The organism is Streptomyces stelliscabiei (genome assembly GCF_014873495.1).
In the GTDB taxonomy this organism is placed as follows: Bacteria; Actinomycetota; Actinomycetes; order Streptomycetales; family Streptomycetaceae; genus Streptomyces; species Streptomyces bottropensis.
In genome coordinates this window covers 5,161,095-5,186,107 of sequence record NZ_JADBGF010000001.1, presented here as the reverse complement: position 1 = coordinate 5,186,107, position 25,013 = coordinate 5,161,095, and the positions used below count along the sequence as shown (strand labels likewise).

The window sequence follows — 25,013 nt, the reverse complement described above, 5'->3', positions numbered from 1 at the left end:
CGCCCTTGCCGTGCTCCCGTGCTCCCGTGCGTCCCGGTGGCCCCGGGCGCTAGCCGCCCAGGTCCGCCGGGCCCCGCAGGCGCGGGGGCGCGATACGGGGTCCCGCCGGCGGATAGGTCCGCGCGTGTGCCTCGTAGGAGGCGACGGCCTGCTTCACGGCCGTCTGCAGTTCGTTGCCGAAGGCGTCCAGGGTGCGGATGCCGCCGTTGAGGGTGCGGTGCCCGCTGCCCTCCGTCATGCGTGCGGCCAGTGCCTTCTCGGTGAGCGCCGTCAGCCTCTTCTCCCGGGCCGGACCGGCGTCGTCCTCGCACCTGGGGATCATCACGCTGATCCACGGCCGCTGTTCCTCGCACAGCCGGTCCAGCAGCTCCCGGCCCCTGGCGGAGCCCAGCGCCCACCGGTCGAGCAGCAGCAGTCCGGGCGCCCTGGGCGGGCCGGGCCCGAGCAGCCGGTCGGCGTCCTTCTCGAAGTCCCCGATGTTCACCTTGTAGTCCATGGTGCGCACCAGGTCGGCCGCGTGTTCGCCGAGCGGCCGGGCCGACGCCGGGTGGTACGGGTTCCAGTCGCGCGGCAGCGGGCCGTAGCAGTCGGGTTCACTGCCCGGGGGCAGGTCGGAACGGGTGCACGCGAGGACCGTGATGTCGAACTCCGGGGGGTGCCCCGAGGCGCCGAACGCGCTGGGCAGCGACTCGTACTCGTCGTACGTCTGCCCCTCGTCCAGCTCGGTGACCTTGGCCACGTGCACGATCTGCTTGGCCAGCCGGTACAGGGCCCGCTCGTACTCGTCGCGCAGGTACCGGAGTTTGGTCAGCCCGTAGAACCCCTCCTCCGCGTAGTCCTGGCCGAAGGACACATGGTTGAACTGCAGGTCCTTCGCCGCGTGCGGCAGTTGTACGGGTTCCACGGGCACCCATAACGCGGGGATGATCGCGTGTTCCCGGGCGGCCCCGCCGCGTGCCCGGTGGCTGATCTGGCGCTGGGAGAAGGCCCACCACTCCCGGCCGCACTGCTCGCTGATGAAGTAGCGCGGCGAGTACAGCGGCACGAACACCTTGCAGCGCGCGAGGTTCTCCGACAGTTCGTCCGTCCAGCGGGTGCCGACCGCCATGCCCTGGTCCAGGAACCCGGCGCGTGCGCCGCGCGGCAGATCGGTCATCTGCATGATGTGGGCGCACAGCCCGTCGTACAGCTTCTTGACCCAGATGTTCGGATCGGTGTCACCGGCGTCGTTGCGCGGGGTGTGCGCATAACTCAGGAAGAAATAAGGGCTTCCGCCCCCGTTGGCCGCATCTCCTCGCACCCGTGCCCCCCGATGCCCGGTGACTTTCCTCAGTGTAGGAAGGGGGCAGGGTCACGTGGAATATGACGAACGGGCCCAATGTCCCCGCTCCGGCCGAGGATTGCGCGAGCCTCGAACACGTAAGCGGAAGCAGGAGACACTCCACTCCCCCTACGGCAGAACGGTCCGCCGGTGCTCGTCCGCCACCCGCCGGGCCGCCCGCCGGGCGTCCGCGCTCACCTCGTCCGCCGGCAGCGCCCGCCGGAGCCCCGCGACGAACCGTCCCCCGGCCTCCGTCAGCGCGCCCGACCCCGCCAGGGTCTCCACCGCCTCCGCCGTCTGGTCCCGCCACCGGGAGAACCGGGTCTCGGCCCACTGCCCGCCCCCGCTCCGCCACCGGGCCAGCCAGAAGTCGACCACCGCGAGATGGGCGTACGTCCCCTGCAGCAGCCCCTCCAGCGGGCGCGGGTCGGGGCGCCAGGGCGCGTAGAACAGCGTGTCGCACGCCGGGTCGTACAGGTCCGCCAGGTCCAGGACCGCGCCCAGCTTCACGTGCTGGAACTCGTGGACGAGGAGCAGCGCCAGCGTCTCCGGCGCGGCGGGGCGGGCGATGGCCACGGCACCGAAGGCGTCGCGGGCCGCCGAGCTGATGTCGGCGCCCTCGGGGGAGGGCACGAGCGGGGTGATCACCCGGAGCCCCGCGGCGATCCCGGGTGCGTAGCGGGGCAGTTCGCGGCGGATCCAGGCCCAGGCCCGGGTGAGGTCGGCCCGCCACGCCTCGGCCTCCCCCTCGGTGAGCCGGGGGTGCGCCGGATGCCCGTGGCAGGCCCGCCAGGGGTCGGTGTCCTCCAGGGTCACGGACCAGCCGTCCAGCTCGAACCGCCGGCTCCCCCGCCAGGCGGGGTCCCCGGGCTCGTTGCGGGCCACGGTGTACGTCCGGTCGTCCGCGTGGACCGTGAAACCGTCGGCGCCCGCGCGCACCACGGCGTGCCCGGCGCCCGCCCCCACCGCCAGCGTGCCGAGCGAGGGCAGCCGCAGCAGCCCGTCGCGGACCGGGACGACGACCGCCGCCGGGCGCCCGGCGCGCACCACGGCGGCGGCGGCGATCTCCGCGATCCCGCGGGTCGCCGTCGCGGCCGTCTCGCTGCCGCCCCCGGCCGGTTCCGCCGGTGCCGTCCCTCCCGCCTCTCCGGGCTTTCCCGCCACCGGTCGCGTCGGTGGACGGACCCCGAGGGAGCTGAGCGCCCAGGGCCGTACATAGGGGTGGGCCAGGACCGTGTCCACGGCCTCGGGGGCCGCGCTGTCGAGGGCGGTCAGCGTCTCCCATGCCTCCTCCGCGCCCTCGGCGTCCCCGCCCGCAGGGGTGCGCGTCGTCGTGTGCCGCACATGGCCCAGCAGCTCGCGGACCAGGGCGAGTTGGTGGCGGCCCAGCAGGTCCACGGTCGTGTCCGAGCCGCACCCCGTGGCCAGCTCGTCCAAGTGGGCCTCGGCGAGCGCGGGTTGTACGGACTGGTCGGTCATGTGACGGTCCCGGAGATCGGTGATGAGGGACAACAGGTCGGAGCAGTACACGGAGGGGTTGGCGAACCCGCTGCCGCCGGACCGGTAGCGATGGGCGTACAGGCCCCCGCCGCAGGAGCGCACCACCGGACAGGAACGGCACTGCGCGGCCAGCCCGTCGAGGCCCTGCTGCCGGGCCACGATCCCGGGATGCGCGGCGACCTCGTCCAGGGAGTGGGCGAACACGTCCAGGCCGGTGGCGGGAGCCCCGGCGTGGGCGGTCTTCAGGGAGTCGGCCTGTTCGAAGGTCCCGTCGGTCTCGATCACGGCGAGGTCGGCCGGGTCCAGCCCCAGCGACTCGGTCAGGCTGCTCTCGCCGCGCAGGGTCCGCAGGACCGAGTCGAACACCCGGACCTCCATGGGCCGTCCGGTCTCGGTCCAGCGGTCGTGGACGGCCAGCAGCCAGCGCGCGTACGCGGTGCCGTCGACGTCGTCCTCGGGGCGCGCCGGGGGCTCGTCCCAGGTGGCGTGCGGGAGGAGGAAGTCGACGCGGGGCGGGGCGAGGCCGGCGAGCGCGTCGTGGACGGCGACCGGGTCGTTGCGCAGGTCGATGGTGCACAGCAGGCCCGCGAAGAGGTGGCGGTAGCGGGGCCGGCCGAGCAGGGCGACGGCCCTGAGGACCCGGTCGTGACTGCTGCGCCCGTCGGCGTAGCGCCGGTGCAGGTCGTTCGCGGCGCGGTCGCCGTCCAGCGAGACGCCGACCTTGATGCCGAACTCGTCGAACAGGTCCAGGAACCGCTCGTCGAGCGTGACGGCGTTGGTGTGGATCCGCAGATCCAGCTCGCACACGCCGTCGAGGGCGGCGCGCAGTTCCACGGCGGCCGCGCGCAGCCGGGCGCGGCCCGCGAGAAGGGGCTCACCGCCGTGCAGCACCACGTGCACGGCGGCGAGCCCATGGGTCTTCGCGTGCTCGGCGACGCGTTCCGCCGTGGCGCGCAGGACGAGGTCCGACATCACCCGGGGCCGGCCGCGCCAGCTCTGGTCCGCGTGCTCGTACACATAGCAGTGGTCGCACGCGAGATCGCAGCGACTGTGCATCTTCAGCACGAACTGGCGTAGGGGCAGGAGCGGTCGGCCCATGACGGTCACAGGGATCGGCCGGATACGGGCGGTGTCAGACGGAGGACTGGAAGGCCGCGACCGCGACCCGTCCCGGACCGGTCCGTTCGACGCCGTTCGACACGGCACGGGTCAGAGCGGGCGACAGCGCGCCCCCGCTCCGCGCCGCCAACTGCACCAAGGACACCCGCTCCGGACCGACGGCGGCCGTGGATCCTGACTCTGCGGCCGTGGGGTCGAGGGATGCGTTCATGGGGACCTCATCAATCTGTGCGTGGAAACCGACGGAGTTGCGGTCTTGCGGCTCGATGAAGCGGTTGCCGACAGGAATTTCTCACTCAAGGGCCGGCCGCAGAAGAAGTGAGCGGCCGACCGGGCCGACGGCGCCGAATATTCGGTCAGCTGCTGGTCGCGACCAGAACATAGCCGACACCGCCAGTGCTTCGAACGGCAACACAAGCCTCGTCCGTATGCGGGACGGCAAACGTGAGAACCGTCTCATCCGCCGGCTTCCGGTTTCCGGCTCCCGGCGCGGCGGCCGGGCGGAGGACAGACCCCGTTCCGGCGCCGGAGGCGGACCGCCGCGCACTCTCAGCCACCGCACAGCCGGACCTCAGCCCCCTGACGGAGTGCGCCCCTAACTTCAGGGCCATGACGGGAAACCACACAGCGGGACACCGCACGAGCGGAACGAGCACGAGGCGCCGTGCTCCCGCGGTGACCGGAGGGACGGTCGCCGCCGACGGGCTGGTGGCCACCGGGTATCAGTCGGCGTTCGCGGACGGGAACACCGGCAGCGCCAAGGTGACCGTCACGGCGTCCGGGACGAGCACCGGCAGCGCGTGCATGACGCTGATGTCGAGCGTCACCGAGGGGCCCTGCCATCTGGACGGCGCCCTCGTCCGCAAGGACATCACCGAAGGCAAGAGCGGTGTTCCCTTGACGCTGCGCCTCACCGTGGTGGACGCCACCGACGGCTGCGCCCCGGTCACCGGCGCGGCCGTGGAGATCTGGCACTGCGACGCCTGGGGCTACTTCTCCGGCTGCACCACCGCGAATCCCGGCGGTTCGGCACCCGCCGAGAGCGAGGACGGTTCGACCGCCGCCGACGCCACGTACCTTCGCGGATGTCAGATCGCCGACGCGAACGGGGTCGTCAAGTTCGAGACCGTCTCCCCCGGTTGGTCCACCCCGCGCACCTGCCACATCCATGTGAAGGCCGACACCGGCGGCGAGAAGGAGGACGGCACCTACGAGGGCGGCAAGGTCGACTTCACCGGCCAGTTCTTCTTCGACGGCGAGATCGCCCAGGAGGTCTTCACGCTGGAGCCGTGCTCCCGGCACAGCGGCGGCTGCACCAACCTCGGCGACGACATGGTCCACGACGGTGGCGGCGCCTCCAGCGGCCTGCTCACCCTCAAGGCCCTCAAGGCCCTCAAGGCCCTCAAGAAGGCGAACCCGGCCCGCGGTCACCGGGGTTCCCTCACCCTCGGCATCGACCCCGACGCCGAGAACACCGGCGCGGGCGGCGGTGGCGGCGAGGGCGGTACGCCCCCTTCGGGCGAGCCCCCGGCGGACCCCCCGAGCGACGGCGCCACCGGCTCCTCGTGGGGTGGCCTCGTAGGCGTGCGCCCATGAGCAGTCGCGAGGACGAGACGCTGGCGCGGGCCGCGGTGGCCGCGCTCACCCGGCAGCTGGAACTGACCCCCAAGCCCGGCCTGCCCGACCCGCGCGACCTCGGCGCCCGCGCGACCCGGCAGGACCACCGCACCCTGCGCTGGTCGGCGAAGGCACTGCTGCCCGGCTTCGCGGCGATGGCGGCCTGCGCCCGGCGCAACGGTGCCCCCACCCCCGGACTCCGGGCCGAACTCGGTGCGATCGGGCGCTGCACCGAGCACTCGATGCGACGCGCCGGCGGCGGGCATCGCGGCGCCACCTGGGTGCTGGGTCTGCTGGTCGCCGCGGCCGCCATGGAGCCCGGCGCCCGCGGGCGTGAACTGGCCGCCATCGCCAAGAGGATCGCCGCCCACCCCGACCGCCGGGCACCCAGGCGCCCCTCGCGGGGGTCGTCGGTCTCCGCCACGTACGGGGCCGCGGGTGCCCGGGGCGAGGCCCGGGCGGGCTTTCCCCATGTACGGCGGGCGTTGGACGCCCTGGCCGGGGCGCGCGTCGCGGGCGCGCGGGAGGGGGAGGCCCGTCTCGATGCGCTTCTCACGGTGATGTCCACGCTGCAGGACACCGAACTGCTGTACACCGCCGGGCCGCAGGGGCTGCGGCGGGTGCAGGCCGGGGCCCGGGCGGTGATCGAGGCGGGGGGTACGGCGACGGGCGCGGGGCGGGAGGCGCTGATGGCGCTCGACGCGGATCTCCGGGAGCGGGGGTGGAGTCCTCGCGGGAGTGCGTCGCTGCTGGCGGGCGCGTTGTTCGTGGACGCGCTGCCTGTCGCTGCCGCGAGGGTGGCCGCATAGCGTTCCTCGCCCCCGCCGCCCCTACCCGTCCCTCCCCCAGGGGCCGCGCCCCTTCGACCCTCATCCGCGGGTCCGGTGGGGGCGGGTCGCGCAGTTCCCCGCGCCCCTGAGAAGCAGGGGCTGCGCCCACTGCTTTTCCGGCCCGGCACCGCCGCGCTTTCAGGGCTGCGGGGGTCTGGGCTTTCAGGGGCGCGGGGAACTACGCGACCAGCCCCCACTCACCCGCGGACGAACAAGAAACGCACAACCGGCCCCTCAGTCCCGCGAACCCCTCAGCGAAGCCATCCACAGCTCAACCTCAGCGGAGCGTCGCGGCAGCCCCGCGGACAGGTTGCGGTTGCCGTCCTCCGTCACCAGGATGTCGTCCTCGATGCGGACGCCGATGCCCCGGTACTCCTCGGGGACGGTGAGGTCGTCCGCCTGGAAGTACAGGCCGGGCTCGACCGTCAGCACCATCCCCGGCTCCAACGTCCCGTCGACGTAGGACTCGACGCGCGCGGCGGCGCAGTCGTGGACGTCCATGCCGAGCATGTGACCCGTGCCGTGCAGGGTCCAGCGGCGCTGGAGGCCCAGCTCCAGGACCCGCTCGACGGGCCCCTCGACGAGCCCCCACTCGACCAGCCGTTCGGCGAGAACGTGCTGCGCGGCGTCATGGAAGTCGCGGTACTTGCCGCCGGGCCGCACGGCGGCGATACCGGCCTCCTGCGCGTCGAAGACGGCGTCGTAGATCTTCCTCTGGATCGCGCTGAAGGTGCCGTTGACCGGCAGGGTGCGCGTGACGTCGGCCGTGTAGTACGTGTGCGTCTCGACGCCCGCGTCCAGCAGGAGCAGGTCGCCGGAACGGACCGGACCGTCGTTGCGGACCCAGTGCAGCGTCGTGGCGTGCGGACCGGAGGCGCAGATGGAGCCGTAGCCGACATCGTTGCCCTCGACCCGGGCGCGCAGGAAGAACGTTCCCTCGATGTAGCGCTCCGAGGTCGCCTCGGCCCTGTCCAGCACGCGTACGACGTCCTCGAAGCCGCGCACCGTCGAGTCGACGGCCTTCTGCAGCTCGCCGATCTCGAACGCGTCCTTGACCAGCCGTGCCTCGGAGAGGAAGACCCGCAGCTCGTCGTCCCGCTCGGCGGTGACCTTGTCGTGCAGCGCCGCCTCGATGCCGGCGTCGTACCCGCGTACGACCCGCACCGGCCCGGTGGCCTCGCGCAGCTTGTCGGCGAGTTCGCGGACGTCGGCGGCGGGGATGCCGTACAGCTCGGCCGACTCGGTCAGCGAGTGCCGTCGGCCGACCCACAGCTCGCCCTGGCCGGAGAGCCAGAACTCGCCGTTCTCCCGGTCGGAGCGGGGCAGGAGGTAGATCGTCGCCTCGTGCCCCTCGGCGCCGGTCGGCTCCAGGACCAGGACGCCGTCCTCGGTCTGGTTGCCGGTGAGGTACGCGTACTCGACCGACGCCCGGAAGGGGTACTCGGTGTCGTTCGAGCGGGTCTTGAGGTTGCCCGAGGGGATGACCAGGCGGTCGCCGGGGAAGCGCGCGGAGAGCGCGGCGCGGCGGGCGGCGGTCTCCGCGGCCTGGGCGATCGGCTCCAGGCCGTGCAGCTCGGTGTCGGCCCAGCCCGACTTCATGTTCTCGGCCAGCTCGTCGGACACGCCCGGGTACAGGCCGTTCTTGCGCTGCTTGATGGGCTCCTCGGCTTCGGTCGCCTCGGTCTCCGGGGTCACCGGTTCGAGCTCGTCCGCCACGGTCATCCTCCTAGGTACGGCACTGGACCGCGTCCATCGTACGGTCGTGCCGCCGGGGGCCCGGGGCGGCCGGAACGCCTCTCACGAGGGGTCACCGGTCCCTCACGGCAAGCAGCCGCGAGGGACCGCCGTCCCGCACCCGAGGAAGGCGCGGCAGGCCTACTCGAACCGCGCCGCCAGCAGCACCACGTCCTCCGTGCCGTCGGCCGCGTCGAGCCTCTCCGGAAGAACGGTGCGCAGGACGTGGTCGGCGATGGCGCCCGGGTCGGTGCGCAGGGCCCGGGGGACGCAGGCCGCGGCCGCGTGGAGGCGGGCGAAGGCCCGGTCGACGGGTTCGCCGGTGCGCTGGAGGAGGCCGTCGGTGTAGAGCAGGACGGTTTCTCCTGAATGAGCGGTCAGCTCCACGCTCGGCGCCTCCCAGCAGGCGAGCATGCCGAGCGGCGCCGACAGCGAGGTCTCCACGAACTCGGTGCGCCGTTCGCCGATCACCAGCGGCGGGCTGTGTCCGGCCCCGGCCAGGGTGATCTTGCGCAGGGCGGGTTCCACGTAGGCGAAGAGCGCGGTGGCGGAGCGGGCGGGTTCCGTCAGGCGCAGCAACAGCTCCAGGTCGGAGAGGACGGCGACGGGGTCCTCGCCCTCCATCACCGCGTACGCCCGCAGGGAGGCGCGCAGCCGTCCCATCGCGGCGATCGCGCTGGGCCCCGACCCCGTGACCGAGCCGACCGCGAGCCCGAGCGCGGCGTCCGGCAGCGGCAGCGCGTCGTACCAGTCCCCGCCGCCGCGCGGTCCGGTGCGGTGCCGGGCGGCGAGCTGCACGCCGGCGACCCGAGGCAGCCGGGAGGGCAGCAGTTCCTCGGCGATGGTCGCCATGCACGCGCGGGTGCGCTCGACCTCGACGAGCCGGGCCAGGTGCTCGGCGGCGTAGCGCGTGTACAGCCCGACGAGGTGGCGCTGCCGCTCGACCGGCTCCGCGGGCTCGTCGTAGAGCCAGACGGCGGCGCCGAGCCGGCCGGCGCCCTCGCTGGACAGGGGGAGCGCATAGCTCGCCGCGTATCCGAGCCGGGCGGCGACCTCGCGGTGGCGGGGGTCGAGTCCGTCCTCGGCGAACAGGTCGGGCTGGGCGATCTCGCCGTCCCCGCCCGGCAGTCCGTCGAGGATGCGGCCGTACGGCAGGGAGCTGCGCGGCACGGTCTCGATGTGCCCGAGGTCGGCGCGGCCGAGCCCGAGGCCGACGGTGGTGTCCGGACCGATTCCGCCGGCCGGTTCCAGGACGAGGAGGCCGCGGCGGGCGCCCACCAGGGCAGCTCCGGCGCGCAGGGTCTCCTCCAGCGCGCTGTCGAGCGAGTCCGTGCGGGTCAGGCGTTCGGTGAGTTCGTGCAGCGTCGTGAGGTCCGAGACCCAGCCCGCGAGTCTGTCCTGCAGAACGGCCCCGGGGGCGGTGCCCGGTCCTGTGGCGGGAGGGGCCGATGGGGAACCGGGGGCGACGGGCGCGGGCGCGACAGTGTGTGCGGGGGAGGGAACCGTTGAATCGATTCCAGCCACTTTCGGAGGGTGAGGGGCGTTCATGGTGTCCGGCTTTCCGACCGGTGCGTATTGCTCAAAAGCATCGCAAACCCCCATGTCATTCTGCGCCGCTAGCAGTCTCTCCACATGTACACGCACTCGTGAGGGGATGTCCAGCATTGTCCTGCTGGGATATCTGGTGTCCGTGAGGCCTTGTTGGACACCCGTCAACCTCTTGTCCAGACCTTCGGGAAAAGGAAAGTTGGCTTAAAAGTGTTGTGGTGAACGGTGTATTGAGGTCGACTGGCCTTGTTCAACAGAGCGTCACAGCGGTCGTGATGGGTACGTACTCGGTGAAGGCCAGGGGTGGCGGAGGTCGCCCGGAACCTGGCGACGGACCCGGGCGTCCTATCCACCGACGACCGAGCCCCATCCTCCCGTGGCGGAGGCGGCGAGCACACGCGAGACGGCAAAACGCCAGGCGCCGCCACCCCTACGCCATGCCCATGCTTTTGACAGACGCAAGTCGACGCAAGCGATGGACGCGGACGTAACCGAGCCCGGCCCGCAGGGGTTCCCCTTGTCCGCGACAGGGGTGTGATGCGCCAGCAGGTACGCACAGTGCAGTGAACGACACATGTTGTGATGTGACCCACGGTGTTGCCATGCGTGCAACGGAAAGGACGAGCGCTCATGCGCGAGATCCCCGGAAAGCGACGCAGGCTCCTGTCCAGGCGCAACGGCGGGAGGCCCGAGCTACTTGAGCAGGCCCTGACGTTCGCGACGGAATGGCAGTGGCCCGTACTCCCGGGAGTGGCGCCGGACCCGCAGGGCCGTGCCCGCTGCGGCTGCCCGGACCCGGATTGCGTGGTGCCCGGCGCTCACCCCTTCGACCCCGGCCTGCTGGCCGCCACCACCGACGAGCGCATGGTGCGCTGGTGGTGGGGCAACCGGCCGACGGCACCGATCGTGCTGGCCACCGGCGGCGCCGCCCCCTGCGCGGTGAGCCTGCCGGCCCTGGCCGCCTCCCGCGCCCTCGCCGCGCTCGACCGCACCGGCATGCGCCTCGGCCCCGTGGTCGCGGCCCCGCACCGCTGGGCGATCCTCGTCGCGCCGTACTCCATGGAGCAGTTGGGCGAACTGCTCTACGCCAAGGACTTCGTGCCCGGCTCGCTCCGCTTCCACAGCGAGGGCGGCTATCTGGCACTGCCCCCCTCCGAGACCGGTCACGGAGTGATCCGCTGGGAGCGGGCCCCGCTGCCCGGTTCGGCCGCGCCCTGGGTGCCCGACGTCGAGGCGGTCGTGGACGCGGTCGTCGACGCCCTCACTCGTACGGGTGTGAGCGCGCCCGAGTTCTGAGCGCGCCCGGCGCGCGCGGGACCGGGTGCCCCCGGTCGGTCGTTATCTTCCGCACATGCAGCGTCTTCCCGGGGGCCGCGGGGCCCCTCCGCGCGGTCGCCACAGCGCTCCCCCGCCCCGGAGCCGTAGAGCACCCGAGCCGGTGCGCGGCGGGCCCGATCCGCACCGGCTCCGCCTGGCGGGACTGACCGCCGCGGTCGCGGTCGCGCTGGGCCTGCCCCTCGCCGCCGCCGCGGGCCCCCTCGGCGACGTACGAACGTCCGACCGCGCCCTCACGTCCGCACGGTCTCCCTCCTCGCACCCGGGCCCTACCGCCGACGGGTCGGCAGGTGCCGCCGAGAAGTCCTCCGGACACGTCGATCAGAAGGCGGGCGGTTCGGGTGCGCCGGACGGAACGGCGGCGGGCCGCGGCGGCGTCGGTGATGCCGGTGATGCCGGCGACAAGGACGGCACCGAGCGCTCCTCGCGGCCGCTGCTCGGCATCGGACTCGCCACGGCCACCCGCTGCGGCCCCGAACTCACCTCCCCCGACGGCATCGAGGCGCAGACGTGCGTCCTCACGCAGGGCGAGCAGACCTGGGCCCGCACGTACTACCGCAACGCCACCGGGCGTGAGCTGAGTTCGGTCCTCAGCATGATGGCGCCCGGCGGTCACACCGTACGGATGTACTGCGCCGTGGGCGCGCACGACGAGCCCGGGGCGTGCGAGACGCCCAGGGAGCGCACGCGGGGCGTCATGGGGGCGTACACGGCCGTGGCGGAGTTCGCGGCACCGAACGGCGACGGACCGCTGCTGCTGCGCTCAGGGAGCAACTCAGGCCGTTCATAAGGGCGTTGAGGCCGAGCGGGGTCGGTGTGGCGGTGGCGCCCAGGACCCCGGGCAGGACCCGGAAGAGACCCGGGCATGAGAAGACCCGGTTGCTGGCGACGGGGGATGCACCAGCAACCGGGCTAATGAAACCGTAACAAGAGATCGGCGCTTCGCAAATTCGGTCTTGGCTATTCGGACACGAATTTGCTTGTCACGTAGGGGAGTTGTGACAGGAGTCACCACATCCCGAGCACACTCGGCCGGCCGCCCACGCGGTCCGCGCCGACGCGCAGGGTCAACTCAGCGTGACCTGCCGGTTGGTGAGCCCGCCGCGCGCCCGGCGCTCGTCCGGGGTGAGCGGGGACTCGTCGGCCAGGGCGGTGGCGAGCCGCTCGGCGAACTCGGCCGCCGGCTTCTCCACGTCGTCCGCGCCGACCCCGGTGGGCAGGTCCCAGACCGGCACGGTGAGGCCGTGAGCACGGAAGGAACCGACCAGACGGGTGCCCTCGCCGAGGCTGGAGCGCCCCGCCGCGTGCAGCCGGGCGAGGGCGTCCAGAAGCCGCTCCTCGGCGTGCGGCATGACCCATCGCAAATGGTTCTTGTCGGGGGTCTCGCACCAGTACGCCGCATCGACGCCCGCGAGCTTCACAGTCGGGATCGCCGCGGAGTTGGCGCGCTCCAGGGAGGCGGTCACCTCCGGGGTGGTGTTCTCCGTGTCCGGGACCCAGAACTCGAAGCCCGTGTGCACAACTGGCTCGAACTCACCTTCGGGGTCCAGCAGGTCCTGCAGACGCGGTCCGTCGGCCGGGGCGCGTCGGCCCTGGACCGGAGTGCCCGGGTCGGCGACGAGGGCGCGCTGGAGGGTGTCGGCGAGGTCGCGGCTGATGTCGCCGGACGACGTGTCGTTCTGCAGGCCGAGCAGCACCGAGCCGTCGTCGCGGCGCAGCGCGGGCCACGCCATGGGCAGGACGGTGGCGAGCGTCACCGACGGAACGCCCTCCGGGAGCGCGTCCTTCAGCTGCAGCTCGACGGTGGCGGCGGGCACCAGCTCGCGCAGCGCGATCCAGTCGCCCTCGCCCGGCAGGCCCTCGAAGGGGCGCTGCACCAGCTCGGTCACCGCCTGGGCGGCGGCCCGGCCGTGGCAGGCCTTGTAGCGGCGGCCGCTGCCGCAGGGGCATTGCTCGCGCGCGCCGACAACCGGAACCTGCCCATCGGCGCCTGCGGCGCCGACTCCGCCGGTGCCCTGCGGGCGCTTGGCCTTCGTGTGGGGTCGCTTCTTGGCCATCGTGGGTGTCTCCCGATCACGGCTCGTCTCGTACTGGCGCGAGCCTAGCCGCTCGTACGACGCCCGACGGGACCCTGTGGACAACGCACCGAGTCGTCCCGGAACCGGTGGTTCGGGCCGGGATGTGCACGCCTGCCGCCGACCGTCGGTTCAGTCCAGGTCGTCGAAGGCGTCCACGAAGTCCAGGTCGGGAACGGCGGAGACCGTGGGGGCGACGACGCGGGTGGCGAAGTCGTCCCGGCGGTGGGCGCGGTAGATGTCGTCCTGGACGACGACCCACACCGTGACCTCGCCGCGGGCGTCGTCGCGTACGCCCCAGTCGTCGGCCAGCGCCGTGACGATGTTCAGCCCGCGGCCGCCGTGTGCGGTGACCGAGGGCGTGGACGGGACCGGGCGGGTCGGACCACCGCCGTCCGTCACCTCGACCGTGAGCCGTCCGGTGGGATCCATGCGCCAGGCGCAGCGCACGTCGCCGTCGCCGGCCAGCGCGTCGCCCAGTGGTCTGCCGTGTTTGCAGGCATTGCTGAGCAGTTCGGAAAGGATCAGTAGGGCGTCGTCGATGACCGAATCCGCCACACCGCCGTCGCGCAACTGATCGCGCATCCGGTGCCTCGCTTTCCCCACGCCCGCAGGGCCATGGGGTACGGCCATGCTCGACGACGTGGGCACCTCCTGTGCCACCACCAACGCCACCCCCGAGACCTCCTTCGCCCCACGCCACGGTGTGAATGCCCCATGGGACTGGACTGGAAACCGGCCGGAACACGTGCTCTGGCGCACTCGCGACGATCGAACACGGACCGAACGCGCCGGTGCACTCCCCGTAGCCGAGTGGCTGAATTTCGTCCCTGATATGCCGACTTGTCCCCAGTCATGGTCCGGCCGCCTTGGCGGAATTCTTACCTCCGTCAAGCGCCGTGCGGGGACGGCGACGGCGGTCGGCGAGGTGGTCGCAGGTGTGAACAGCGGCGTGTTCGGAGCCGTCCCGAGCGCGGTGTTGGAAGCTGTCGGAATCGGTGTGTTCGAAGTTGTGGGAGGCCGTGCGCTCGGTGGGGCGGCGAAGGTGGGTCCGGGCCGGGGACCCCGGTCAGCGGCTCAGCTGGTGGAGCACCGCGCGGGGGCGGTTGGTGATGATGGCGTCGACGCCCAGCTCGACGCAGAGGTCGACGTCCTGGGGCTCGTTCACGGTCCACACGTGCACCTGGTGGCCGGCGTTCTTCAGGCGCTCGATGTAGGCGGGGTGGTTGCGCACGATCCGGATCGAGGGGCCCGCGATCCGGACACCGTTCGGCAGCCGTCCGTCGCGCAGGCGGGGGGAGACGAACTGCATCAGATAGACGGTCGGCAGCGTGGGGGACGCGGTGCGCACGCGCTGCAGCGAGCGCGCCGAGAAGCTCATGATCCGTACCGGCGACTCGGCGGCCGTCGCCGGGGCGTCCAGCCCGAACCGCTTCAGCAGGACCAGCAGCCGCTCCTCGACCTGGCCCGCCCAGCGCGTGGGGTGCTTGGTCTCGATGGCCAGCTCCACCCGGCGCCCCGCGTCGGCCACGAGTTCGAGCAGGCGTTCGAGGGTGAGGACGGAGGTGTCGGCCCGGTCCTCGGGGGTGACCTCCCAGTCGGGGGCCTCGTCGCCGTTCTTCCAGGAACCGAAGTCCAGGGCCGCGAGGTCGGCGAGCTCCAGCGCGGAGACCGCGCCCCGGCCGTTCGACGTCCGGTTGACGCGCCGGTCGTGGACACAGACGAGGTGGCCGTCCGCCGTCAGCCGTACATCGCATTCGAGGGCGTCCGCGCCGTCCTCGATCGCCTTCTTGTACGCGGCAAGGGTGTGTTCGGGGGCCGCCTCGGAGGCCCCCCGGTGGGCGACGACCTGAATCGGGAGCTGTCGTACGTGGGTCACCGCGTCATGGTGCCACCGTGACGGGGTACGCGTGGGGGTGGTGACCGTGGACGACCTGGTTCGTACGCACAGTACGCGTCATTAGTCCAATAGATCCTATATAAAGGATGGTCCCGGACCCACAGGCACCGCTTATGGTGCCCTGACGGCTCGTGGGAAAAGCTGACCCCATACAAACTTGCGCACGGTCCGACGTGCGACCAAGAACAGTCGACCGCCGACGTCGACCGCCGACCAGCCGAAGCCGTGGATCGAGGAGAAAAGCTGTGAGCACCGAGAACGAGGGCACCCCGGTACCCCCGGCCCCGTCCGCACCTCCCGTGCCGGTGGACACTCCCGCTGCCTCCGCGCCGGCCCCTGCGCACGAGCCGAGCGCGGCCCCGGCGGAGCACCCCGCCCCGGCGCCGGCTGCCGGAACGGCCGCCGACAACGCGCCGACGACCCAGCTCCCGCCGACGGCCCCGGAGCCGGGGCCGACCGCGGTGCAGCCGACGGTGCCGCAGCATCCGACGGCCGAGCAGCCGGTGGGACACCAGCCGACGGCGCAGTACCCGACCGCGCCGCAGCCGGCCGCTCATCAGCCGCAGCCCGAACTGGTGTCCGCCGGGGCGCCCGGCTACGCGGCGGCCCCGGGCCAGGGGTACGGCGGAGGTTACGGACAGGCTCCCGGCGGGGCCGGGTCCTCCGCGCCCGACGCCGCCTGGCCCCCTCCGGCGCCCCCGGCCGTCCCGTCGTACGCGGACCACGGCGGTGGCGCGTACGCGGACACGGGCGCGGCCTCCGGACCCGGTGGCGCCGGTGGCGCGGGCGGTCCCGGTGACGGCGGCTGGGGCTCCTCGTGGCAGCAGACGCAGCAGCCCGCCCCCAAGCCGGCGGGTACGAAGCGGGGCGGTCTGATCGCCGCGATCCTCGTGGCCGCGCTGGTCGCGGGCGGTGTCGGCGGTGGCATCGGCTACACGCTGGCCGACCGCAACGACAACTCCACCGGCTCCACGACCGTCTCGGCCTCCCAGAACGGCGGAGACGTCAAGCGCGCCGCCGGTACGGTCGCAGCCGTGGCCTCCTCCGCACTGCCGAGCACGGTGACCATCGAGGCGTCCAACAGCGACGGCGACGGCGGCACGGGCACCGGCTTCGTCTTCGACAAGGAAGGCCACATCGTCACCAACAACCACGTGGTGGCGGAGGCCGTCGACGGCGGCAAGGTGTCGGCCACCTTCCCGGACGGCAAGAAGTACGCCGCGGAGGTCGTCGGCCACGCGCAGGGCTACGACGTGGCGGTCATCAAGCTGAAGAACGCCCCCTCGAACCTCCAGCCGCTGACGCTCGGCGACTCGGACAAGGTCGCGGTGGGCGACTCGACGATCGCGATCGGCGCGCCCTTCGGCCTCTCCAACACGGTCACGACGGGCATCATCAGCGCCAAGAACCGCCCCGTGGCCTCCAGCGACGGCTCTTCCGGCAGCAAGGCCTCCTACATGAGCGCCCTGCAGACCGACGCGTCGATCAACCCGGGCAACTCCGGCGGCCCCCTCCTCGACGCCCGCGGCAACGTCATCGGCATCAACTCGGCCATCCAGTCCGCCAGCAACGGCAGCTTCGGCTCCGGCCAGGCGGGCTCCATCGGTCTCGGCTTCGCCATTCCGATCAACCAGGCCAAGAACGTGGCCCAGCAGCTGATCAGGACGGGCAAGCCGGTGTATCCGGTGATCGGCGCCTCGGTCTCCCTGGAGGAGGGCACGGGCGGAGCGAAGATCACGAACTCCGGTGAGGGCGGCTCGGACTCCATCACCGCGAACGGCCCCGCCGCGAAGGCCGGCCTCAAGCCCGGTGACGTCATCACCAAGCTCGACGACCACGTCATCGACAGCGGCCCCACCCTCATCGGCGAGATCTGGACCCACCTCCCCGGCGACAAGGTCACCCTCACGTACACCCGCGACGGCAAGACCCGCACGGCGGACGTCACCTTGGGCGAACGCGAGGGCGACAGCTGACCCACCCCGGCCGACGGCCGACCCACCCGCCACCCCCGATCCGGCCCACCCCCGCCCCAGCTGACCGGCTACTCTTGTCCCCGCGCGACCACCCCGGTGATCGCGGGGGGTGGGTTGCCCGAGCGGCCTAAGGGAACGGTCTTGAAAAACGTGAGGACGCGAAAGCGTCTCCGTGGGCCCGGTTTCCGCCCACTCCGCAGGTCATAGACATGCTGGTCAGAAGGGGTGCCTCTCGCTGAGGGGCACCCCTTCTGCGTGCGGCTGTCTCACCTTGATCCGGCGTTGTCGCGGTGTGGATCAGTGCGTGTGGACCAGGCGTGGACCAGATCGCTGCTGGCACCAGGTCTCTCACCAGGCGCCTTGGGGCATGTGCGGGCCAGCCCGCCTAGTGGCTGCGGTGCAGTCGGTCGCCAACTCCGCGGAGAAGGCCGCGGGTTCGTGCCGGTTTTTACCCGAGTCGTGAGCGCATGGCACTTGGGGCACAAGGTCGCGCTGCTACGGAACTACCACGCGCCAACTCCCCCCGGCTTATCTAGAGGGCGAAGGCTTTTTGTGCAGTTCAAAGGCATGATCAATGGTGCAGGCAAGCAAGGCACGGAGCCGGGAACGATTCGGTCGAACCGTTCAGTGGGCTTGGCCGGGCCTGGGCAGGGCCGTCAGCGTTTGACGCGGTTGCGGATGGCGAGGACGGCCAGGCCAAGGAGGACGGGTTCGGTCAGGCGGGAGGTCATCTCGATGTAGGTGCCGGTGGTGGTCAGGTCCTGGCCGGAGGCGCGGAACACCACCGAGTTGAGGGTGACGTTGAGGGCTTTCTCGAATCGCTCGCCGGTGAACCGGTTGCCGGTGGGGTTCTGGGGATCGTCCTTGTCGATCTCGAAGGTGACCTTGCCCCCGTCGGCCGGGACGGTGCCGGTCGCGGTGTGCTTCGGGGTGTCCTTCGCGAGGCCGAAGGCCATCAGCAGCACGACGGTCAGGCACATGGCGGCACCCAGCCAGGCCAGGGCCCGGGAGGCGCGCAGGCCATAGCCGGACAGCACCCAGTACACGGTCAACAGCCCCCGTTCACCGCGGGGGATGTCATCGGCATGGCGGCGCATCTCCATCTCCCCGTAGTAGAAGTCCGCGGCTCCCGGCTCGTGCTTGCCGTCTTCGAAGGCCTTGCGTAGCGCCCGATACACCGGTGCCAGCTGCAACGGCCCCGTCCGCCCGGCGCCGAGGACCGCCACGTTCCAGCCCCGCACTGCCCCCGGCCGGCTCGCGCGCCAGTGGTGCTCCTCGGCCAGGACGCGACGCTCGGTGAACCGCACAGGCGGCCAGCGCCGCCAGTGCACGGCAGGCGGGGCCGTGTCGAAGATGCAGGAGCCCTCCAGGCGGAGCTGGTCCAGGTGCACGGTGCCGGCGAACAGACATCCCGACAGATCGAGGTCGGCCAGGACCAGGTGGGCCGCGTCCACCCCACGCAGCGACGCCATCCGCACGCCGGGGTCGGGCGGGGTCGGAACAGCATCTTCGGTGAGCTGTCGGCCGTTGGTGAGCACGAACGGATCCGCCTCGGCGGCGATCGTGAGGGGGTACTCGAACACCGCATGGGCGAAGTCCACTGTGGCGTAGCGCAGGCGGATCTCCGCGGTCGATGACCAGCGGGTGCGACGGCACTCCAGACGGCGCGTAGCGAATGAGAGGGTCACCGGGCCGCCGAACCTTGCGCCGGACAGCACAACCCGCCCAGCACACACCAAAGGCCCGAACTGGTCGGCCTCCACGAAGGTCGCCGACGGGAATGCGGCGTCGCCCTCGAAGGTCGCCTCCCCGAACTTGGCGACGCCCTCGAAGGTCGCCTCCGCGAACGCGGCGTCGCCCTCGAAAGTCGCTGACTCGAACACAGCGGCGCGCTCGAAGGTCGCCGACCTGAACACGGCGGCGCCCTCGAAGGTCGCGTCCGCGAACACGGCTGGGCCCTCGAAGGTCGCCCACCTGAACACGGCGGCGCGCTCGAAGGTCGCCGACTCGAACCCGGCGATGTCCTTGAAGGTCACCGAGTTGAACCAGGCGGCGCCCTTGAAGGTCACCCAGTCGAACCAGACATTCCGCTCGAAGGTCGCCGACCCGAACACGGCCCCGCGCTCGAAGGTCGCCGACCCGAACACGGCGCCGCGCTCGAAGGTAGACCCGAACCAAGCGTCGTCCTTGAAGGTCGCCGACTCGAATCTGGCGGCGCCCTTGAAGGTCGCCGAGTCGAACATGGCGTCGCCCTTGAAGGTCGCCGAGTCGAACACGGCGGCGCGCTCGAAGGTCGCCGAGTCGAACACGGCGGCGTCCTTGAAGGTTGCCGCCTCGAACCCGGCGTCGCCTAAGTCGGGGTGACCGGTTGCAGGGTTACGGAGGGCGTTGAGTAAGGCGTTGAGGAGGGATTCGGTGAAGGTGGTGCCCCGGTGGTCGATGCTGGCGCCGGGAGCCAGGCCCGCCAGGTAGGCGTCGCGGTCGGCGTCGGACAGGTGGGCGAGGCACGCGGTGTGGCCGGAGACGTGGATGCCGCGACAACCAAAGGGGTCGGCAGCAGGGTCTGCGCCGTGTGCGCAGTGCGGCCAGGCTGGCGGTTCAGATGTGCTCATGGTGCGGCGGCTCCACGGTGTGGGGTGCCCGTATGGACGCGCTCGGAGACGGGAACGGTTCAGGCACGACGCTGATGGGCAGCGTCGGGGATCGGTTCCCACGTTGCGAACATGCCGTACGTGCCTGAACAACCCGTAGATATCTGTCAGGCACAGTGCGCTGAGAGACACATGCCTGACACCCCGCTCGACCCCCGAGATAACCGCTCCAGCCGGTCGACCTGGGCATGGCTGAGCCGGGGCTGGCCCGGAGAGTTTTCGAGAGCAGCCCGGCTCTCCGCGCTCACGCCAGGCCCGATGTCACCGTTCACCGACCTCTCACTCACCCGCGGTGCCGACCGCCGACTGTTAGGCGAACGGCCCCGACATCACCCCATCAAGTCAGTAGGGCAGACACCAGCGCCGGGATTAAGCAGTGGACTGACAAGAGTCAAAGGACAGAAAATCACCGATCATAAATCCGAACCGTCACCGCCATTTCGGGGGAACTTACCTCACGCCGCAGATCCTCTTCGAGCGCTCGCGGGTTCCTCAGATGGCCGCCATAGTCGAACACCAGGCAGATCAGGTGACTGACCGACTTATGTGCGGAGTAGCGGGCCACATCAATAACCAACTGTTCGCCCACATCTTTATCCTTGAGGCCATTTCGAGTGTGCTTCAGCTCAATTCCGAGCTTAAATCGAGGAATCAGAAAGTCGATTCGCGAATTCCCGCCAGCATATGACGGGACATATTCTTCATCCCGAACGTCGTCGAAGAACTGAACTAGCAGAGCACGGCAAAGATACTGGTCATCGTACTCGTTTTTGAATTCGAGTGGAACGCCCTGAGGCCGCACGCTCAGGCTTCGCATCACGGGGCGCACCCGGTCTCCCATGGCCAGTACCAGTGCCACTGCGTCAATATTCTCACCGGCGAATCAAGGCGGCCCGCCTACGGCGGTCCGCGCGCGCTGGCGGCCACGGGCCGCCGCCGCTCCCTGTCTCCGCCACCGCTGCGGCGGCCCCCGGCCGCTCAGCGCGCAACACCACCAAGACGAACCGCCAGAGCAGGAAGCAACCCGACTGTCCCGAGCGCGAGGAGCAGACCGAAGCGCCCCGGTGACGAGCGCACCGTGCCACCACCCGCCGTATCGCACCAGAAGCACGAAGCGGAGTGGAGTGCCGTCCGTACGTTCACAACGCCCAGGCAGACGGGAGCACGGTCCGTGACGTATTCGGGCAGCGTGGCTGAGGCCCGTACGGGGTTGCTGGAGGCACACGTGACGGGTGCTCGTTCGGCGCGCCCGCCGTCGTGGCTGACTTTCGGTGGCTGAGGCCAGAACTGCGTTCCTCGACGGGACTTCACCAGTGGCCCTCTCCAACTCGACAACAGGAAGCCGAGGTTGTGGCCGCACCCGCATCCGGGCACGCCGACCACCCCGGTACCATCGGCACCGGGGTCCTGATCAGGGCTTCCACGACCGGACCACCCGGAATGCTGTCCAGGCTGAGGGGTGGTCCGGTCTGTTGTTGTCGGCCCGCCGCCGTACGAGCAACGACGGCGAGCAGGGTTGGGGATCAGCTCAGGGCTTTACCCACCTCGTAGATCGTCGGCCGGTCCTCGGGCGCATGGCTGAGCATGGCTTCGATCAGTTCGCCCAGCTCACCGGGTGCCTTTGCGGGGCGGCGTCGGCCGTTGGCCACGGCTTCTCGCTGCACGGGGCGAGGAGCGTCGTCCGGGTACTCGACCGCTCGCCAGCCGGTGGCGGAGATGAGCAGGGACGCGCCGAGGGCGTAGATGTCCGCTTCCGGCGTGGGTTCGGCTTCCCCAGTGGCGAGGACGCTGCGGGCGATCTCCGGTGCTTCGTAGTGGACGAGGCAGCCGCGGAACGGGAAGTCGTACCCCTGGGGAACGCTTCCGCCACGGGCGAGGGCGAGGTCGATCAGATGAGTCCGGTCGGGACCGATGATGAAGTGGGAGGGTTGCACGTCTCCGTGTGCCCAGCCCTTCGCGTGCAGTTCCGCCAGTGCTTCGACGCACCCCAGGGCGACGCTGGTGTGCGGCGCGATGGATGAGTCCGGCTTACGGCAGGGTTCCCACAGCCGGTACAGGTCCGGCCCTTCGCGCCACGGCTGGAAGTTCCACGTCCCGCGCTCCCACTCGCCGTAGGCGATCGCGTCGAGGTCGAGGCCGAGTCGGTGCAGTACGGCGCCCTCGCGCGCCGGCGCGAGCGCGGTCCAGGGCTGGGCGGCCCAGTCGGCGGTGGCTTCGATCGGGTGGCCGAGCTTCACGGCGTAGTGGCCCCGATTGCCTTCCACCTCCCAGACCGTGGAGCCCCGGCGGTTGACGACGAGGCGCTGAGCCGTGGGCATGAGCGCGTCGAGCACCACGATCGGCAGTTCAGCGGTTGAGCCGGGCAACGTCTCTTCTCCTTCCAGGCGCACGCGACCGACCTCGATTCGAGGCCGGTCGCGTCGCTGTTGTGTGGGTCAGTCCTGACCGTAGGGTCGGCCGCAGTCCGAGTCGCACTGCGCGAGGTTCGTGCCGTCCACGGTCCACAGGCCGTCGAAGACCATGAACCCGGCCGCCTTCATGGCGTGAGCCGAGGCAGCGACCTTCTCAGGGTCGCGTGCCCCACCGCCCGGCTTCGGGTTGTGGTGCAGGAAGCGGCCCGCGTACTGCTCGCACAGCCCGGCGTACTCCTTCGTGTGCAGGATGAGCGCGTGGAGGCCGAGGTCCACGTCGTCGGACGGGACCATGGGAACGGTGGCGGTGGCAGCCGTGACGACGAACGCGACCGCTTGGTCCGCGATCCGCTCGCCACGCTCGGGCGACTGCCCGTTGTGGGTGATCACGAAGTGAGTGAGGCTCTGGAACAGTTCCTCACCCGCCACCGCGCGACCGGTCTTCTGATCGTTCGCTGTTGCCGTCATGTGCAGTCTCCTGGTGTGAGAGGTGCAGGGCACTTACCTGCCGTCGCGATCACCGAGCGAGGCTCGAAGACCATCGCGAGCGGGCTTGGAGGCCGGCCCCGAACGGGGACGGGGGAGCCGTAACGGCACCCGTCCGGGGCGGCCGGTCTACTGGCCGGTGCCGAGGGCCACACCGATCACCAATCCGCACGAACAGCTGATGCAGATGATGAACAGGACCCCGGCGTACCGGCCGACGGCGCGCATCACAGCCCGACCCGGCTGTTGCCGTTCCTCGCGGCCAGACGCACGCTCAGCTCCTCCCGCGCGCTGAGCGCCTCCACGTCGTCCCGCATGGCATCCCACTCCCTGCCGCCACGGACCGGCCGCATCTGCACACGGCCGCCGACCTCACCCATGACGACCCCGATGCGTCCGGTGGCACGGTCCTTCGCCAGCTCGCTGATGCCTGGTCTGGTCTGCTGATTGCTCGCCATGAGAGGAGCATCGCGATCAGGGCACCCCTGCCAAAAGGCCAGGCTGATTACCCAACTTGGGTAATATCGCGGCTAGTAGAGAATCCGCGACGTTGCGTAGCCCTCGCAGTGTGGGAGCTGGCCCGATGCCCGACGCCGACCGGCCGCAGGAATTACCTGCCAGGCTGCTCACCGACCCCGAGATGATCAGCGCGTGCCGGGTGCGGGACTTCGCCCGAGTCTTCCGGCTGGTGAAGACCCGAGCGGGCATCTACCCGTCGATGATCGCGAGGCGCTGCGACCTGACTCCGAGCCGGGTCGGCGAAGTGATCGCCGGGCGCCGCCAGTTGCTCCACATGGACGTGATCGAGCGAATCTCGGACGGCTTGCGCATCCCAGGAGGCATGCTCGGACTTGCCCGGCGTCCCTGGGAGACACCGCAGGCTCTCGCGGTTACCGAGCGCGAGGCACCTCAAGTGCCAGAGACCGAGGAACGGTCAGCCGCGTCTCTTCCGGGCCCGGACGTCGACAGCATCTTGGCGCTGGCCACGCGGACCACCCTCAGCCCAGCCACGCTCGAAGCGTTCCGTTCCTCCATCGAGGACTACTGGCGTCGGGACGACCAGCACGGCGGCGAGGCACTGAGGCCGGCCGTCGTCGGCCAGCTCCGCTACGTGGTCGGCCTGCTGAAGGAGAGCCGCCCGCCGTCCATCCAGAACGGCCTGTACGGGATCGCGGCCGAGCTGGCACGCCTCACCGGCTGGACCTACTTCGACGCCCGCCAGTACAACCAGGCCCGCGCCTACTTCACCGAGGCCCTGCAACTGGCCAAGGAGATCGACGACCGCCAGTTCATGGCCAACGTGCTTGCGTGCATGAGCTTGCAGGCGACCTACCAGGACAAGCCCGCGGACTCCCTGGCACTCGTCACCGCCGCCCAGGACCAGGCCCGCTCAGCCTTCGGCACGACACCGCGAGTTCTGTCGATGCTCTCCATGCGGGAGGCATTTGCCCATGCCACGCTCGGCAGTCATACGGCGACGCACCAGGCCATCGGGGAAGCGCACCGCCAGTTCGAGCAGATCCAGGAGAGCGACCCGGACCCGTCGTGGGTGACCTACTTCGACGAACTGAAGCTCATAGTGGACACGGGCATTGCCCACGGCCGATTGGGCGAGGCGGCGACGGCTGAACCCTTGATCGCGGACGCGTTGCGTCGGGAGGCCCTCACCAACCAGCGCGGCCGGGCGTTTCACGCATTCTGGCTGGCCCGTACGCAGCTGGACCAAGGGAAGCTCGACCAGGCGTGCGGCACTGCCACGCAGGCTCTGGAGTCCGCGTCGGCGGTGGCTTCCGAGCGAGTGTCCGGCCATCTCAGGGAGTTCTACGACCAGTTGGCCCCGCACAGGCAGGAGCCCGTAGCCCTGGCCTTCGAGGCACGGCTACGGGCGACGCTCCCACCGGTCAGCGGATCGCTTCATCCATGAGCAGGTAGAGAAGACCAACCAGGGTTCCGCTGCTGACAATCTCGCGTCGGTCGATCATTGCGCGCACCTCGCTGAGCGGGATCCACTCGATCCGGTCTGACTCGTTCTTCTCGGTGGGCGGTCCGACGTGGGTCGCGCCGTCCGCGCGGAAGACGTGGTGTTGAGAGTCGGTGATGCCGTTGGCCGGCTCGGCGTAGATCAAGGGCTTGATGGGTCCAGGCCGCCAGCCCGTTTCCTCCAGCACTTCGCGGGCCGCCGCTTCCTCAGGCGACTCGCCCTCCTCGACCAGGCCCATGGGCAACTCCCAGGCCCACGAGTCCGTGATGAAGCGGTGCCGCCACATCATCAGCACCTCTTGCCGGTCGTTGACCACGGCGGCCACGGCCAGGTGCCGGAGGCGAACGACGTGATACTCCCACCTGCGCCCGTCAGGCTGTTGGACGTCGACCAGACACAGGTTCACCCACTTGTTCGTGTAGATCTGCCGCTCACCGTGGGTCTTCCACTCCATGCCTTCGGCCCCTCTCGATCGGTCTCCAGGATCTCAGACCGACCGAGTGCTGGCGCCAGTTTGACTCTCTTCGTG

The 25,013-nt window shown here is 70.9% G+C and carries 20 protein-coding genes; 6 read left to right on the top strand and 14 right to left on the bottom strand.

Annotated elements, in window-relative coordinates; all coding sequences use genetic code 11:
- Positions 1 to 49: 49 nt before the first annotated feature.
- The 3 genes from H4687_RS22870 to fxsA all read right to left on the bottom strand — a co-directional run bounded on the left by H4687_RS22870 (position 50) and on the right by fxsA (position 4,151).
- The gene (locus H4687_RS22870) at positions 50 to 1,300 is read right to left on the bottom strand and encodes a TIR-like protein FxsC (RefSeq protein WP_046915123.1); all 1,251 of its coding nucleotides are present in this window, start codon (positions 1,298 to 1,300) and stop codon (positions 50 to 52) included.
- 150 nt (positions 1,301 to 1,450) lie between these two features.
- Positions 1,451 to 3,919 carry an FxsB family cyclophane-forming radical SAM/SPASM peptide maturase gene (locus H4687_RS22865; protein ID WP_225966781.1) on the bottom strand — a complete coding sequence of 823 codons (2,469 nt, stop codon included), beginning with the start codon at positions 3,917 to 3,919 and terminating at the stop codon, positions 1,451 to 1,453.
- 34 nt (positions 3,920 to 3,953) lie between these two features.
- On the bottom strand, positions 3,954 to 4,151 hold the full coding sequence (gene fxsA, locus H4687_RS22860; RefSeq protein ID WP_046915121.1) for an FxSxx-COOH cyclophane-containing RiPP peptide: 198 nt from the start codon (positions 4,149 to 4,151) through the stop codon (positions 3,954 to 3,956).
- A gap of 398 nt (positions 4,152 to 4,549) precedes the next feature.
- Here fxsA and H4687_RS22855 point away from each other — a divergent pair, with 398 nt between their 5' ends.
- Positions 4,550 to 5,536 (top strand): peptidase associated/transthyretin-like domain-containing protein, encoded by a 987-nt coding sequence (locus H4687_RS22855; protein ID WP_225966780.1) that lies wholly within the window; start codon positions 4,550 to 4,552, stop codon positions 5,534 to 5,536.
- Positions 5,533 to 6,366, top strand: a complete 834-nt coding sequence (locus tag H4687_RS22850; RefSeq protein WP_050398399.1) for a triphosphoribosyl-dephospho-CoA synthase — start codon at positions 5,533 to 5,535, stop codon at positions 6,364 to 6,366. Before H4687_RS22855 ends, H4687_RS22850 begins: the two co-directional genes overlap by 4 nt.
- A 255-nt stretch (positions 6,367 to 6,621) precedes the next feature.
- Here the strand turns inward: H4687_RS22850 and H4687_RS22845 are convergent, their stop codons facing one another.
- Together H4687_RS22845 and H4687_RS22840 are read right to left on the bottom strand one after the other, a co-directional pair.
- On the bottom strand, positions 6,622 to 8,103 hold the full coding sequence (locus tag H4687_RS22845; protein WP_404819286.1) for an aminopeptidase P family protein: 1,482 nt from the start codon (positions 8,101 to 8,103) through the stop codon (positions 6,622 to 6,624).
- A gap of 159 nt (positions 8,104 to 8,262) precedes the next feature.
- Positions 8,263 to 9,786, bottom strand: coding sequence for a PP2C family protein-serine/threonine phosphatase (locus H4687_RS22840; RefSeq protein ID WP_078907218.1), 1,524 nt, complete (start codon positions 9,784 to 9,786; stop codon positions 8,263 to 8,265).
- Positions 9,787 to 10,299: 513 nt separating this feature from the next.
- Here H4687_RS22840 and H4687_RS22835 point away from each other — a divergent pair.
- The gene (locus tag H4687_RS22835) at positions 10,300 to 10,965 is read left to right on the top strand and encodes a bifunctional DNA primase/polymerase (protein WP_046913814.1); all 666 of its coding nucleotides are present in this window, start codon (positions 10,300 to 10,302) and stop codon (positions 10,963 to 10,965) included.
- 142 nt (positions 10,966 to 11,107) lie between these two features.
- A complete protein-coding gene (locus H4687_RS22830; protein ID WP_046913815.1) occupies positions 11,108 to 11,794 on the top strand; it encodes a hypothetical protein in 687 nt (228 codons plus the stop codon).
- Positions 11,795 to 12,071: 277 nt separating this feature from the next.
- Here H4687_RS22830 and H4687_RS22825 read toward each other — a convergent pair whose 3' ends face one another.
- From H4687_RS22825 to H4687_RS22815, 3 genes are all read right to left on the bottom strand, one after another.
- Complete coding sequence (locus H4687_RS22825; RefSeq protein WP_046913816.1) at positions 12,072 to 13,061, bottom strand: DUF5926 family protein; 990 nt, start codon at positions 13,059 to 13,061, stop codon at positions 12,072 to 12,074.
- A gap of 150 nt (positions 13,062 to 13,211) precedes the next feature.
- Positions 13,212 to 13,841 (bottom strand): ATP-binding protein, encoded by a 630-nt coding sequence (locus tag H4687_RS22820; protein WP_063778510.1) that lies wholly within the window; start codon positions 13,839 to 13,841, stop codon positions 13,212 to 13,214.
- A gap of 307 nt (positions 13,842 to 14,148) precedes the next feature.
- The gene (locus tag H4687_RS22815; protein ID WP_046913818.1) at positions 14,149 to 14,958 is read right to left on the bottom strand and encodes a glycerophosphodiester phosphodiesterase; all 810 of its coding nucleotides are present in this window, start codon (positions 14,956 to 14,958) and stop codon (positions 14,149 to 14,151) included.
- 266 nt (positions 14,959 to 15,224) lie between these two features.
- Here H4687_RS22815 and H4687_RS22810 point away from each other — a divergent pair, with 266 nt between their 5' ends.
- Complete coding sequence (locus H4687_RS22810; protein WP_050398398.1) at positions 15,225 to 16,955, top strand: trypsin-like peptidase domain-containing protein; 1,731 nt, start codon at positions 15,225 to 15,227, stop codon at positions 16,953 to 16,955.
- A gap of 656 nt (positions 16,956 to 17,611) precedes the next feature.
- Here H4687_RS22810 and H4687_RS22805 read toward each other — a convergent pair.
- From H4687_RS22805 to H4687_RS22785, 5 genes are all read right to left on the bottom strand, one after another.
- The gene (locus tag H4687_RS22805; protein ID WP_046916456.1) at positions 17,612 to 19,567 is read right to left on the bottom strand and encodes a pentapeptide repeat-containing protein; all 1,956 of its coding nucleotides are present in this window, start codon (positions 19,565 to 19,567) and stop codon (positions 17,612 to 17,614) included.
- 445 nt (positions 19,568 to 20,012) lie between these two features.
- A complete protein-coding gene (locus H4687_RS22800) occupies positions 20,013 to 20,465 on the bottom strand; it encodes a PD-(D/E)XK nuclease domain-containing protein (protein WP_159026186.1) in 453 nt (150 codons plus the stop codon).
- 664 nt (positions 20,466 to 21,129) lie between these two features.
- Positions 21,130 to 21,924 carry a protein kinase domain-containing protein gene (locus tag H4687_RS22795; RefSeq protein ID WP_404819315.1) on the bottom strand — a complete coding sequence of 265 codons (795 nt, stop codon included), beginning with the start codon at positions 21,922 to 21,924 and terminating at the stop codon, positions 21,130 to 21,132.
- A gap of 117 nt (positions 21,925 to 22,041) precedes the next feature.
- Entirely contained in the window at positions 22,042 to 22,485 is a 444-nt protein-coding gene (locus H4687_RS22790) for a glycine-rich domain-containing protein (RefSeq protein ID WP_046916454.1), read from the bottom strand.
- Between the two features lie 245 nt (positions 22,486 to 22,730).
- Positions 22,731 to 22,961 (bottom strand): hypothetical protein, encoded by a 231-nt coding sequence (locus H4687_RS22785; RefSeq protein WP_046916453.1) that lies wholly within the window; start codon positions 22,959 to 22,961, stop codon positions 22,731 to 22,733.
- Positions 22,962 to 23,086: 125 nt separating this feature from the next.
- On the opposite strand from H4687_RS22785, the gene H4687_RS22780 reads away from it, so the two are divergent.
- On the top strand, positions 23,087 to 24,427 hold the full coding sequence (locus tag H4687_RS22780; RefSeq protein WP_046916452.1) for a tetratricopeptide repeat protein: 1,341 nt from the start codon (positions 23,087 to 23,089) through the stop codon (positions 24,425 to 24,427).
- Here the strand turns inward: H4687_RS22780 and H4687_RS22775 are convergent.
- Positions 24,405 to 24,938 (bottom strand): NUDIX hydrolase, encoded by a 534-nt coding sequence (locus tag H4687_RS22775; protein WP_045558424.1) that lies wholly within the window; start codon positions 24,936 to 24,938, stop codon positions 24,405 to 24,407. The genes H4687_RS22780 and H4687_RS22775 overlap by 23 nt on opposite strands.
- Between the last annotated feature and the right edge of the window lie 75 nt (positions 24,939 to 25,013).

Bases quoted from the DNA above. Each gene is read 5' to 3' on its own strand.
- H4687_RS22865 (WP_225966781.1), bottom strand. From the start codon at position 3,919: ATGGGCCGACCGCTCCTGCCCCTACGCCAGTTCGTGCTGAAGATGCAC.
- fxsA (WP_046915121.1), bottom strand. From the start codon at position 4,151: ATGAACGCATCCCTCGACCCCACGGCCGCAGAGTCAGGATCCACGGCC.
- H4687_RS22855 (WP_225966780.1), top strand. From the start codon at position 4,550: ATGACGGGAAACCACACAGCGGGACACCGCACGAGCGGAACGAGCACG.
- H4687_RS22850 (WP_050398399.1), top strand. From the start codon at position 5,533: ATGAGCAGTCGCGAGGACGAGACGCTGGCGCGGGCCGCGGTGGCCGCG.
- H4687_RS22840 (WP_078907218.1), bottom strand. From the start codon at position 9,786: ATGCTGGACATCCCCTCACGAGTGCGTGTACATGTGGAGAGACTGCTA.
- H4687_RS22835 (WP_046913814.1), top strand. From the start codon at position 10,300: ATGCGCGAGATCCCCGGAAAGCGACGCAGGCTCCTGTCCAGGCGCAAC.
- H4687_RS22825 (WP_046913816.1), bottom strand. From the start codon at position 13,061: ATGGCCAAGAAGCGACCCCACACGAAGGCCAAGCGCCCGCAGGGCACC.
- H4687_RS22805 (WP_046916456.1), bottom strand. From the start codon at position 19,567: ATGAGCACATCTGAACCGCCAGCCTGGCCGCACTGCGCACACGGCGCA.
- H4687_RS22795 (WP_404819315.1), bottom strand. From the start codon at position 21,924: ATGCCCACGGCTCAGCGCCTCGTCGTCAACCGCCGGGGCTCCACGGTC.
- H4687_RS22790 (WP_046916454.1), bottom strand. From the start codon at position 22,485: ATGACGGCAACAGCGAACGATCAGAAGACCGGTCGCGCGGTGGCGGGT.
- H4687_RS22785 (WP_046916453.1), bottom strand. From the start codon at position 22,961: ATGGCGAGCAATCAGCAGACCAGACCAGGCATCAGCGAGCTGGCGAAG.
- H4687_RS22780 (WP_046916452.1), top strand. From the start codon at position 23,087: ATGCCCGACGCCGACCGGCCGCAGGAATTACCTGCCAGGCTGCTCACC.
- H4687_RS22775 (WP_045558424.1), bottom strand. From the start codon at position 24,938: ATGGAGTGGAAGACCCACGGTGAGCGGCAGATCTACACGAACAAGTGG.